The following is a 12,058-nucleotide window of genomic DNA, read 5'->3' as shown; positions in this document are numbered from 1 at the left end:
GGACCGGGGAGCCGGGGCACCGGATCCGGGCCCCGGCGGCGTGCGAGGAGGTCACGTACGCGACGGCGGACATCGCGGGGTCGCCGGAGGAGGGCGGCGTCCGGCGAGGGAGCGGTCGCACGGGGGCCGGCCGCACGCCGGCCGGCGGCGGACGGCGGGGACGGCGGACACGTCTGGGCGGACCGGCGGGCCGGGCCGCGCCCGCACGCGGAGCGGCGGCGCGGACATGCCGGGCCGGGCACCGCGGGATCCCGCGCGCCGGGGCGCGGCGCTCCGGTCGGCGCCGGGGCGCCAGAGCCGTGCGACGGCCGCCCGTCCGCGCGGCGGACACCCGCGCGGCGCGCCCCGCCGGCGCCGGCCCGGAGGCGGGCCCGGTGCGGGGAGCGGCGAGCCGGCACACCGATGGGAGCGGCCCCGGGTCGCGATCGCCCCGCTTTCGGAGCGTCGGAAGGCGTGACCGCCGCGCAACTCGTCCATCGGCCCAATCCTAGACGTGCGAGGCGTCGCGGGCCGTCGCTCCGACATACCCGCCGGTGCCCGGTCGCGGCTGCTCGGCTCGGCGGCCCGGTCCCTCCGCCGGGGGCACGTCCCGCCGCGCACGGTGACCGACACGCCGCACTGGGCTACAGTGACTCCCGTCACAACTTCCGTGCGGGGAGGACGCCGTGTCCCATCCGGCCACCGAGGAGTTCCGGGCCGCCCGGGACCTGCTGCTTCGCTACCGGACCGACGAGGAGGCCGCCCGGCGCGCGTTCGCCTGGCCGCGGCCCGACCCGTTCAACTGGGCCAGCGACCACTTCGACGTCGCGGCGCGGGAGCACCCCGACCGCCTCGCGCTGTGGGTGGTGGCCGATGACGGCACCGAGTCGCGGCTCAGCTACGCGGAGCTGGCCCGCCGCTCCCGCCAGGTGGCCAACTGGCTGCGCGCCCAGGGTGTGCGGCGCGGCGACCGCGTACTGATGATGCTGGGCAACCGGGTCGAGCTGTGGGAGACCACGCTGGCCGCGATCCGGCTGGGTGCCGTCATCATCCCGGCGACCCCGCTGCTGGGCGCGGCCGACCTCGCCGACCGGATCGAGCGCGGCCGGGTGGCGCACGTGGTCGCCGACGCCGCCGAGACGGCGAAGTTCGCCGGCCTCGGCGGCCACTGGACCCGCATCTCGGTCGGCCCGGTGGCCGGATGGCTCGACTACGCCGAGTCCGCGCACGCCGGACCGCGGTTCGAACCCGACGGCCCGACCCGCGCCGACGACCCGCTGCTCCTCTACTTCACCTCCGGCACGACCGCCCAGCCGAAGCTGGTGCGGCACACCCACGCGTCCTACCCCATCGGCCACCTGTCCACGATGTACTGGATCGGGATCCAGCCCGGCGACGTCCACCTCAACATCTCCTCCCCGGGCTGGGCCAAGCACGCGTGGAGCAACGTGTTCGCCCCGTGGAACGCGCAGGCCACGGTGCTCGTCGTCGACCAGGGCCGGTTCGACGCCACCCGGCTGCTGGCCGCGATCGTGCGGTGCGGCGTGGACACCTTCTGCGCGCCGCCCACCGTGTGGCGGATGCTGGTCCAGGCCGACCTCGGCGCGTGGCAGGTGCCGCTCCGCGAGGCGGTGGCCGCGGGCGAGCCGCTGAACCCGGAGGTCATCGAGCAGGTCCGGCGGGCCTGGGGCATCACGGTCCGCGACGGGTTCGGCCAGACCGAGACGGCCGCCCAGATCGGCAACCCGCCGGGGTCGCAGGTGCGGCCGGGCTCCATGGGCCGGCCGCTGCCCGGCTACACCGTCGTGCTGGAGGACCCCGCCACCGGCGAACCCGCCGAGCAGGGCGAGCTGTGCCTGGACCTGGCCGAACGCCCGGTGGGCCTGATGACGGGGTACGCCGACAGCCCGGAGCGCACCGCGCACGTGATGCGCGGCGGCCGGTACCACACCGGCGACATGGCCGCGCGCGACGCCGACGGCCGGATCACCTACATCGGCCGGGGCGACGACGTCTTCAAGGCGTCGGACTACCGGATCTCCCCGTTCGAGCTGGAGAGCGTGCTCATCCAGCACGAGGCGGTGGCCGAGGCCGCGGTCGTCCCCTCCCCCGACCCGGTCCGCCTCGCGGTGCCCAAGGCGTTCGTCACACCGGCGGCGGGTACCGACCCCGGCCCGGAGCTGGCCCGATCGATCCTCGCGCACGCGCGCGCCCGCCTCGCCCCCTACAAGCGGGTCCGCCGCCTGGAGTTCGCGGAGCTCCCCAAGACAATCTCCGGCAAGATCCGGCGGGTGCAGCTGCGCGGCCGCGAGGACGCGCGGGGCCCGGTCACCGACGGCGCCCGCAACCCCGGCGAGTACTGGGAGGAGGACTTCCCCGGGCTCAAGGACCGCTAGGGCGCGCGGCGCGCCGATCCCGGCCGAACGCGCCCGGGAGCCCGGAACGATCCGGGACAGACGCGCCCATACCGGTGTGTGCCGCGCCCCTCCCCGCCCTCCCCGCGCGCGGCCGGGGACCGAGCCGTTGAACGGGGACGTTAGGGTGTTGGAGGTGTCTGGGGAGGGAAAAGGATCACATGTCAAGTACCAATGACACGCGCGTCGTCAGCTACCAGCCGCTGGTCGCTCCGCAGGACGTCCTCGCAGAACTGCCCACGGGCCCGGAGCGCGCCGCGCTCGTCGAGGACGCCCGGGCCGAGGTCAAGCGCGTGCTCGACGGGGACGACGACCGCCTGCTCGTGATCGTGGGGCCGTGCTCCGTGCACGACCCGGTCGCAGCGCTGGAGTACGCCGAGCGCCTCAAGGCGTTCATCCCCTCCGTCAACGACGAGCTGTGCGTGGTCATGCGGGTGTACTTCGAGAAGCCGCGCACCACCCTGGGCTGGAAGGGCCTCATCAACGACCCCGGCCTCGACGAGAGCTACGACGTGCACCGCGGGCTGCGCACGGCCCGCAAGCTGCTGCTCGACATCGGGTCCCTGGGCGTCCCCGCCGGCACCGAGTTCCTCGACCCGATCACCCCGCAGTACATCGCCGACGCCGTCGCCTGGGGCGCGATCGGCGCCCGGACCACCGAGAGCCAGGTCCACCGGCAGCTCGGCAGCGGCCTGAGCATGCCAGTCGGGTTCAAGAACGGCACCGACGGCGACGTCCAGGTGGCCGTGGACGCCTGCGGCGCGTCCGCCGCCCCGCACACGTTCTTCGGCGTGGACCCCGCTGGGGCGGGCGCCGTCGTGACCACCTCGGGCAACCCCGACTGCCACGTCATCCTGCGCGGCGGCCGCTCCGGCCCCAACTACGACGCCGACAGCGTCCAGAACGCGCTCGACGTCGTCGAGGGCGCCGGGCTGCCCCGCCGGCTGATGATCGACGCCAGCCACGCCAACAGCGGCAAGGACCACCGCCGCCAGCCGGTCGTCGCCGAGGCGATCGCCGCGCAGGTCGCCGAGGGGCAGCGCGGCATCATCGGCGTCATGCTGGAGAGCTTCCTGCTGGAGGGCGCCCAGCGGCTCGGCGACCCGGCCGCGCTCGCCTACGGCCAGAGCATCACCGACGCCTGCATGGGCTGGGAGACCACGGAGGGCGTCCTCACCGGTCTCGCCGAGGCGGTCCGCCAGCGCCGCAAGGCCGCGCGCTGACCGTCCCTCCGCCGCCTTCGACGGCCGCCGTCCCAGGGGACGGCGGCCGTCGGGCGTCTTGGGAGGGCGCCGCGGACGGGGCCGCCCCGGGCTGCGGCGCGCTCCCTGCCTACGCGCGCCCGCGCGGCACCGATCCCCGGCGGCCGGGACGCGCCCCTGTGCCCGCGGGACGTGCGCTGCTACTCTGATGCCGGTCGCCGACCCCGCACGGGAGAGTGTCCGCGCAGCCAGCACGGGCCGCCGAAGGAGCAAGTCCTCCCCACAGAACCTCTCAGGCGCACCGGACCGCGCGGGCGAGACCACTCTGGAAAGCAGGGGCCGCGGCCCCTCGCCGAAGGTGCAAGCCACCCTGTGGTGAAGCTCTCAGGCTCCGATGACAGAGGGGGAGGATGGCACCGCCAACGGCAGACACCGACGCCCATCCTCTCAGGAGACTCCATGAGCGCGCCCGCAGCCGCGACCGCCGAGCCCCGTAGGACCCCGCTGTACGAGGTGCACGAGCGGCTCGGCGCCGCACTGGTCGACTTCGCCGGCTGGCTGATGCCGCTGCGCTACGGCAGCGAGGCCGGCGAGCACCGCGCGGTCCGCGAGGCGGCCGGCCTGTTCGACCTCTCCCACATGGGGGAGATCCACGTCCGCGGCCCGCAGGCCGACGCGCTCCTCGACCACGCGCTGGTCGGCCACCTCTCCGCGGTCGCGCCCGGCCGGGCCCGCTACACGATGATCACCGCCGAGGACGGCGGCGTGCTCGACGACCTCATCGTCTACCGGCTCGCCGCCGACGACTACCTCGTCGTGGCCAACGCCGCCAACAGCGACGCCGTGGCCGCCGCCCTGCGCGAGCGCGCCTCCGGCTTCGACGCCGAGGTCGCCGACGAGTCCGCCGAGTACGCGCTGATCGCTGTCCAGGGCCCCCGAGCCGCCGAGATCCTGGCTCCGCTCACCGACGCCGACCTCTCCGACATCCGGTACTACGCCGGCTACTTCCACACCGTCGCCGGCCACCCGGTGCTGCTCGCCCGCACCGGCTACACCGGCGAGGACGGTTTCGAGATCTTCCTCCGCCCCGGTTCCGGCGCCGCCGCCGTGTGGGACGCCCTCAGCGCCGCCGGCGAACCGCACGGCCTGGTGCCGGCCGGCCTGTCCGCGCGCGACACGCTGCGCCTGGAGGCCGGCATGCCGCTGTACGGCAACGAGCTGACCACCGAGGTCACCCCCTACGAGGCCGGGCTCGGCCGGGTCGTCAAGCTCGACAAGCCCGGCGACTTCGTCGGCCGGGCCGCCCTGGCCGCCCGGGCGCGCAGCGGCCCCTCGCGCACGCTGGTCGGGTTGGTCGCCCGGGGTCGGCGCGTCCCCCGGCAGGGATACACCGTGCTGCGCGAGGATCAGCCGGTCGGCGTCGTCACCAGCGGCGCGCCCTCGCCGACGCTGGGACGGCCGATCGCGGTCGCCTACGTCGACGCCGGGGTCGACACCGCGACGGGCGCGTTCGCCGTGGACGTGCGCGGGCGTGCCGAACCCGTCGATGTGGTCGAGCTCCCGTTCTACCGGCGGGAGGCGTGAGCCGCGGCCCCGTCCCGCCGGCGCGGTAGCGGGCGGTCGGGGCAGGTCAGCGTCGTCAGGGCCGGGCACGCCGGAGACCGGTCGTGCTGGATAATGGAATACCTCCTGGAGAGTTGAATTGAGCGTTCCCGCGGAGCTGGGTTACACGAGCGAGCACGAGTGGGTGGCCATCAACGAGGGCGTCGCCACCATCGGCATCACGGCCTTCGCCGCCGAGTCGCTGGGCGACATCGTCTTCGTCGAGCCGCCCGAGGTCGGGGCGACCGTCGCGGCGGGTGAACCGTGCGGCGAGGTCGAGTCCACCAAATCGGTCAGCGAGATCTACGCCCCCGTCAACGGCGAGGTCGTGGACATCAACCGCGCGGCCGTCGACGAGCCGGAGCTCGTCGGTACCGACCCCTACGGGCAGGGCTGGCTGTTCAAGGTCGAGCTCGCGGACGAACCCGCCGATTTGCTCACCCCGGAGCAGTACACGCAGCTGACCGAAGGTGAAGGTTAACCACATGGCCGCCGAGACCAACCCGCTCAACCAGACACTGGCCGAGCTCGACCCGGAGGTCGCGGTCGCCGTCGACGCCGAACTGGCCCGGCAGCGCGACACCCTGGAAATGATCGCCTCCGAGAACTTCGCCCCGCAGGCGGTCCTGGAGGCCCAGGGCTCGGTGCTCACCAACAAGTACGCCGAGGGCTACCCCGGGCGCCGGTACTACGGCGGCTGCGAGCATGTGGACGTCGTGGAGCAGCTCGCCATCGACCGCGCCAAGGCGCTGTTCGGCGCCGAGCACGCCAACGTCCAGCCGCACTCCGGCGCGCAGGCCAACACCGCGGTGTACTTCGCGCTGCTCAAGCCGGGCGACACCATCCTCGGCCTGGACCTCGCGCACGGCGGGCACCTCACCCACGGCATGCGGATCAACTACTCGGGCAAGATCCTCAACGCCGTCGCCTACCACGTACGCGACTCCGACGGCACGGTCGACTACGACGAGGTCGAGGCGCTCGCCAAGGAGCACCAGCCGAAGATGATCATCGCCGGCTGGTCGGCGTACCCGCGCCAGCTCGACTTCGCGCGGTTCCGCGCCATCGCCGACGAGGTGGGCGCGCTGCTCATGGTGGACATGGCGCACTTCGCCGGCCTGGTGGCCGCCGGTCTGCACCCCAACCCGGTGCCCTTCGCCGACGTCGTCACGACCACCACCCACAAGACCCTGGGCGGGCCGCGCGGCGGGCTGATCCTCGCCAAGGAGGAGTTCGGCAAGAAGATCAACTCGGCGGTCTTCCCGGGCATGCAGGGCGGCCCGCTGGAGCACGTCATCGCGGCCAAGGCAGTGGCGCTCAAGGTCGCCGCGGGCGAGGAGTTCGCCGACCGGCAGCGCCGCACCGTCGCGGGCGCACGGATCCTCGCCGAGCGGCTGACCCGCCCCGACGCCGTGGCGGCCGGGGTCAGCGTGCTCAGCGGCGGCACCGACGTGCACCTCGTCCTGGTGGACCTGCGGGAGTCCGAGCTCGACGGGCAGCAGGCCGAGGACCGGCTGCACGGGATCGGCATCACCGTCAACCGCAACGCCGTGCCGAACGACCCGCGGCCGCCCATGGTCACCTCGGGTCTGCGCATCGGCACGCCGGCCCTGGCGACCCGCGGCTTCGACGAGGCCGACTTCACCGAGGTGGCCGACATCATCGCCGCCGCGCTGCAGCCCGAGCACGACGCCGCGGCCCTGCGCGACCGCGTCGCCGCGCTCGCCCGCAAGCACCCGCTGTACCCCGGGCTGCGCTGACCGCCGGGCGGTCCCGCCCGTCCCGGTCGGCGCCCCGCGCACGCCGGGACCCGGCCGCCGCGCCGGGTCCCGGCCGCCCGCCCCATGAGCCGGAAGAGAGGGAGGACGCCATGGCCATCAGCGTGTTCGACCTGTTCAAGGTCGGGATAGGCCCCTCCAGCTCGCACACGGTCGGGCCGATGAAGGCGGCCCGGACGTTCGTGGCCGGGCTGCGGGAGGCCGGGCTGCTGCCGCGCACCGCCGCCGTGCGGGCCGAGCTCTACGGCTCGCTCGCGCTGACCGGCAGGGGGCACGGCAGCGACACCGCCGTCATCCTCGGGCTGCTCGGCGAGACGCCGGAGGGGGTGGACGTCGAGGCCGTGCCGCGGCTGCTGGCCGGCGTCGCGGAGCACGGACGGCTGCGGCTCGGCGGCGAGCACGAGATCGCCTTCGCCCCCAAGGAGGACGTCGACTTCCGCCGCCGCGAGACACTGCCCGGCCACCCCAACGGCATGCGCTTCACCGCCCGCGACGCCGACGGCGCGGAACTGCTCACGCGGGTGTACTACTCGGTGGGCGGCGGCTTCGTCGTGGACGAGAAGGCGGCCGGGGCCGACCGCATCAAGCCCGACGACACGGCACTGCCGCACCCCTTCGACACCGCCGCCGAACTCCTCGACCTGTGCCGGGACACCGGGATGTCGATCAGCGCGCTCATGCTCGCCAACGAGCGCGCGTTCGGCCGCTCCCCCGCCGAGGTCCGCACCGAACTGCTGGAGATCTGGCGGGTGATGCGGCAGTGCGTCCGCCGCGGCGTCACCACCGAAGGCACCCTGCCCGGCGGCCTGCGGGTCCCGCGCCGGGCGCACCGGCTCTACCGGCAGCTCGGCGGACGCTGCGACGACACCGGCCTGGCAGCCCCGCCGGCCGGCGTCCAGGACGGCGACCCGATGCGCGGCGCCGACTGGGTGACGCTCTACGCCCTCGCGGTCAACGAGGAGAACGCCGCCGGCGGCCGCGTGGTGACCGCCCCGACCAACGGCGCCGCCGGAATCGTGCCCGCGGTGCTGCACTACTACCAGCACTTCACCCCGGGCGCCGACGACGACGGCGTGGTGCGCTTCCTGCTCACGGCGGGCGCGATCGGCATCCTGTTCAAGCAGAACGCGTCCATCTCGGGCGCCGAGGTGGGCTGCCAGGGCGAGGTCGGCTCGGCGTCCTCGATGGCCGCCGCGGGCTTCGCCGAGGTCCTCGGCGGCACCCCGGCCCAGGTGGAGAACGCCGCGGAGATCGCGATGGAGCACAACCTCGGCCTGACCTGCGACCCCATCGGCGGCCTCGTCCAGGTGCCGTGCATCGAGCGCAACGCCCTGGCATCGGTCAAAGCCATCAGCGCCGCCCGTATCGCCCTGCGCGGCGACGGCAGCCACTTCGTGTCCCTGGACAAGGTCATCAGGACGATGCGCGACACCGGCCGCGACATGCACGACAAGTACAAGGAGACCAGCCGGGGCGGGCTGGCGGTCAACGTCATCGAGTGCTGACCCACCGCCCGCACCGCCGGGCGGCCGCACCGGCGCGGGCACCGTGGTGGTACATGGACTAGCATTGGTACATGTCCATGAAGAGAACGAACGTCTACGCCGACCCGGAGGACCTCGCGCTCATCAAGGAAGCCGCCCGACGCCGCGGCATCCCGGAGGCGGAGCTCATCCGCGAGGGCATCCACCTGGCGGCCATGGCCAACCGCGTGTGGGACGAGCCGCTCGACTGGCCCATGTTCGACGGTAGCGGCGAGACGGCATCCAGCGCCGAGGTCACGAGGGCGGTCACCGGGGGAGCCGACGGCACGTGATCGTGGTCGCCGACACCTCCGGCATCATCGCCGCTTCCGACCGGAACTCCGCCGAAGCCGCTGACTGCCAGAGCGTGCTGCGTGAGGCCGGGACGGTGGTCATCTCCCCTCTGGTCTTGGCGGAGGTGGACCACATGGCCAAGGCCAGGTTCGGGCCCGCCGCCCGCGCCCACCTCATCGCGTTCATCCTCGCGCAAGCCCGCCGCCTGCGTTTCCAGGTCCCGGAGGTGGACACCGCGGTCCTCGGCACGGCGCAGGCCGTTCAGCAGCGCTACCACGGCCTCGACCTGGACCTCGCGGACGCGGTGAACGTGGCACTGGCGGCCGAGTACCGCACCGATGCCGTCCTGACCCTGGACCGCCGCGACTTCCGGGCCGTGCGCCCGCTGACCCCGCACAAGGCGTTCCGGCTGCTACCCGACGACTGGTGAACGCGGGCGCGCGACGCCGCCCGCGTCCGCCCGGCCACCCGCTACGGGGCGAGCCAGCAGTCCCCGCGCGCAACGGCCGCCCCGCGGCGTCCCTGACACGGGCGACACCGGCGCCGAACGCGGCAGCTCCTCGACGGCGGTCCGGTCACGGAGCGGCTTCCCCGCCCCCCGCCGGTGCGTACCGGGCGAGCAGCCGGCGCTCGCGCTGCTCGTCGGAGATGAGCGGGCAGCCCTTGCACGGCTCCTTGTAGCGATACCGGAAGCAGCACCCGCCGCGGACCAGGACGAGGCGTTCGGGGCGGCTGGCCGGGCGGCCCGGGAGGCGGATCGGGAACGGGCGCTGGCGGGGGCGCACGCGGGGTGCGTCGTCGTTGAGGCGGGCCGCCATCCGGCCCGCCCGCTGCCAGGCCGCGGACTGGTCCGCGCCCACCTCGTCGGCGGCGGCCGGCAGCGCGCGGAACAGGGCGTCGGCGAGCATGCTCCACTGCGGCCGCAGGCCGAACCGGCTCTCCGCGCGGATCGCCTGGAACACCGGCTCCAGCGTCCGCACCGCGGCGGCGGCCAGCCACCCGTCGAGGGCGTCGTCGTCGGGCAGCGGCACCGCCCCGGGCCGGCGCGCCATGGGGTCGCCGGCCAGCATCGCGACGTCGCCCTGGCGCAGCGCGAGCGCGGCCGGCCGGCCCGACTCCGCGACGCGCACCCACAGCCGGACCGCGGCGAGGTCGGGGACCCGGCCCACCAGGTACGCGGCGACGGCGGCGAACCCGGCGACCTGGCGCGCGGCGTCCGAGGCGAGGATCGCGGCGGCGGACGTGCGGTGCCCCGCGCACGTCCGGACGGTGAGGTCGGCGAGCAGGGCGGGGACCCGCTCGGGCAGCCGGTCCAGCCGCACCCACTCCGCCGTGCGGGGCTCCGGGTCGGCGGCCCCGAGCAGCCGGATGTCCAGGGCGAGCCCGCGTTCGTTGACCCAGCGGGCGACGCCGGCCAGCGGATGGCAACTCTGCATGGGCTTCCCAACGGCTCGACAGACCGGTCCATAGGTGAGCCTATCCTCATGCCGATCGCGTCCTGATGACGGCCCGGTGTCCCCCGCGTGGCGAATTCGGCCGATCCGTCGGAACGGCCGGGGATCGCCCCCGGTTCGGCTACGGTGGGGGCACGACGATCAGGGAGGACCTGGGTGGGACAACGTCTGGTGCTGTGGGACATCGACAAGACGCTGCTGGACGTGGACGGGTTCGGGTTCGAGGTCTTCTCCCACGCGTTCGCCCGGTTCACCGGCCTCAGCGACCACACCGACACCAGGGGCCCCGGCCGTACCGAGTGGCAGTGGTTCAACGAGACGCTGGCCGCCAACGGCCTCACCGAGTGGCCGGGAGACTTCGCCCGGTTCCAGGAGATCAACGAGGCGGAGTTCGCCGCGCGCGGCGCCGAGATGCACGCCAGCGGACGGGTGCTCACCGGAGCCCGTGAGGTCCTGGAGCGCTGCGCGGCGGCCCCCGACATCATGTCGTCGCTGCTGACCGGCAACAGCCGGCGCAACGCCGAGCACAAGCTGAGGGTGTTCGGCCTCGACCACCTCGTCGACACGGCGGTGGGCGGCTACGGCGACGACCACCCGGACCGCCCGGAACTCGTCCACGTGGCCCGTCGGCGGGTCTACGAGGCCACCGGACTGGCGTTCACGCCCGACACCACGGTGCTGGTGGGCGACAGCCCCAACGACGTGCGCGCGGCGGTGGAGGGCGGCGCCCGGATCGTCGCCGTGGCCACCGGCCTCAGCGACGCGGCCGCCCTCCGCGCCGCCGGTGCGACCACCGTCCTGCCCGACCTCTCCGACACCGAGGCCGTGCTGGACCTCCTGCTCGGCTAGCCCGCGCCCCGCTCCCCTTCCGGCCCGGTCACTCCGCCGGCGCGGGGCGGCGGTGCCGCGCCGCCGACCACCGCCGGCGCAGGCCCGACCCCAGCGCCAGCACGATCGGGGCGAGCCCGATCAGGGCCACCACCCATGAGGAGAGCCGCACCACCGGGTCGTGCCACTGGTTCTCACCGGCGAGACCCGCGGGGTCGCCGCCCGCGGCGCGCGGCGAGAGGCCCGCGAGCGCGGCGATCACCTCGGCCGCGGCCAGTCCCGCCACCAGGACGAGCACCGCGCCGCCGAGCACCGAGGCCCAGGAGGGGCGGGACCGGAAGCGGCGGTTCGCGCTCTCGACGGCCGGCGGCTCGGCCCGGCTCAGCGTGTCTTCCACTGTCGTCATGCCCCTCTCCACCCCTCTCCGCGAGATCCTGCCCCCGGCGCCGTGCGGCAGCCGGCAGGCATCGTGCGACGGCTCCGCGCGGCACGCTCATGGGCGCGTCGGTCCCCCGCCGTCCGGCACAGCGGGCCCTGCTCCAGCCGTACCCGCGGCCCGGAAGTCCGCCGGCGGCACCGGTCACCTGAACCGGCTTCACCATGGCGTTACCAAATGTAGCTAACCAACTCCGCAAAGTAACAGTCAGAAGTCGCACGGCGCGGCGCGCCCCTGGCAGGCCCCTCCCCCGCCCGCCACTGCCGCGCCCTCGGGAGAAGTCTCCCGGTTTCGCTCCTCGCCGAGGACAGGCACCCGACCGGTGGGGCCGGCCCCCGCGTCAGTGGTGGCGGCGACGCGGCCCTCCCGGTCCGTCACCCGGGTACCGGGGACATACCGGGGCGGGACGCGGGCGCGCGATGTCACTCCAGGACGGGCGTCTCGGCCCGGCACGGCGCGCAGTCAGCTCGCCCGGAAGCCGAGGACGAGGACGCCACCGCGGTGGGCCGCCAGGCCGACGGGCCCGCCGTCCAGCCCCCCCCGGGCGG

11 protein-coding genes and 1 riboswitch are annotated in these 12,058 nt (G+C 74.7%); of the genes, 9 read left to right on the top strand and 2 right to left on the bottom strand.

The window, feature by feature from the left end; genetic code table 11:
- Window positions 1-665 precede the first annotated feature (665 nt).
- From DEF28_RS13290 to DEF28_RS13255, 8 genes are all read left to right on the top strand, one after another.
- Window positions 666-2,375: an AMP-binding protein gene (locus DEF28_RS13290; protein ID WP_114397505.1), complete on the top strand. Its 1,710-nt coding sequence runs from the start codon at window positions 666-668 to the stop codon at window positions 2,373-2,375.
- 179 nt (window positions 2,376-2,554) lie between these two features.
- On the top strand, window positions 2,555-3,616 hold the full coding sequence (locus DEF28_RS13285) for a 3-deoxy-7-phosphoheptulonate synthase (RefSeq protein ID WP_114397504.1): 1,062 nt from the start codon (window positions 2,555-2,557) through the stop codon (window positions 3,614-3,616).
- A 294-nt stretch (window positions 3,617-3,910) separates the two neighbouring features.
- Window positions 3,911-4,006, top strand: a riboswitch (glycine riboswitch).
- A gap of 48 nt (window positions 4,007-4,054) precedes the next feature.
- Window positions 4,055-5,179, top strand: a complete 1,125-nt coding sequence (gcvT, locus tag DEF28_RS13280; RefSeq protein WP_114397503.1) for a glycine cleavage system aminomethyltransferase GcvT — start codon at window positions 4,055-4,057, stop codon at window positions 5,177-5,179.
- 118 nt (window positions 5,180-5,297) lie between these two features.
- On the top strand, window positions 5,298-5,678 hold the full coding sequence (gene gcvH, locus DEF28_RS13275) for a glycine cleavage system protein GcvH (protein ID WP_114397502.1): 381 nt from the start codon (window positions 5,298-5,300) through the stop codon (window positions 5,676-5,678).
- 4 nt (window positions 5,679-5,682) lie between these two features.
- Window positions 5,683-6,957, top strand: coding sequence for a serine hydroxymethyltransferase (gene glyA / locus DEF28_RS13270; RefSeq protein ID WP_114397501.1), 1,275 nt, complete (start codon window positions 5,683-5,685; stop codon window positions 6,955-6,957).
- Window positions 6,958-7,067: 110 nt separating this feature from the next.
- Complete coding sequence (locus DEF28_RS13265; RefSeq protein WP_114397500.1) at window positions 7,068-8,480, top strand: L-serine ammonia-lyase; 1,413 nt, start codon at window positions 7,068-7,070, stop codon at window positions 8,478-8,480.
- Window positions 8,481-8,551: 71 nt separating this feature from the next.
- Window positions 8,552-8,791, top strand: coding sequence for a ribbon-helix-helix domain-containing protein (locus DEF28_RS13260; RefSeq protein WP_114397499.1), 240 nt, complete (start codon window positions 8,552-8,554; stop codon window positions 8,789-8,791).
- Window positions 8,788-9,222, top strand: coding sequence for a type II toxin-antitoxin system VapC family toxin (locus DEF28_RS13255; protein ID WP_114397498.1), 435 nt, complete (start codon window positions 8,788-8,790; stop codon window positions 9,220-9,222). Before DEF28_RS13260 ends, DEF28_RS13255 begins: the two co-directional genes overlap by 4 nt.
- 145 nt (window positions 9,223-9,367) lie before the next feature.
- Here DEF28_RS13255 and DEF28_RS13250 read toward each other — a convergent pair whose 3' ends face one another.
- Window positions 9,368-10,228 carry a hypothetical protein gene (locus tag DEF28_RS13250; RefSeq protein ID WP_114397497.1) on the bottom strand — a complete coding sequence of 287 codons (861 nt, stop codon included), beginning with the start codon at window positions 10,226-10,228 and terminating at the stop codon, window positions 9,368-9,370.
- A gap of 174 nt (window positions 10,229-10,402) precedes the next feature.
- On the opposite strand from DEF28_RS13250, the gene DEF28_RS13245 reads away from it, so the two are divergent.
- Complete coding sequence (locus DEF28_RS13245) at window positions 10,403-11,095, top strand: HAD family hydrolase (protein ID WP_158562814.1); 693 nt, start codon at window positions 10,403-10,405, stop codon at window positions 11,093-11,095.
- Between the two features lie 28 nt (window positions 11,096-11,123).
- Here the strand turns inward: DEF28_RS13245 and DEF28_RS13240 are convergent, their stop codons facing one another.
- On the bottom strand, window positions 11,124-11,480 hold the full coding sequence (locus DEF28_RS13240; protein WP_114397495.1) for a hypothetical protein: 357 nt from the start codon (window positions 11,478-11,480) through the stop codon (window positions 11,124-11,126).
- Window positions 11,481-12,058 lie beyond the last annotated feature (578 nt).

Origin of the sequence: Marinitenerispora sediminis (genome assembly GCF_003336425.1) — a bacterium.
Lineage (GTDB): Bacteria > Actinomycetota > Actinomycetes > Streptosporangiales > Streptosporangiaceae > Marinitenerispora > Marinitenerispora sediminis.
This window is presented reverse-complemented; position numbering and strand designations above follow the sequence as displayed.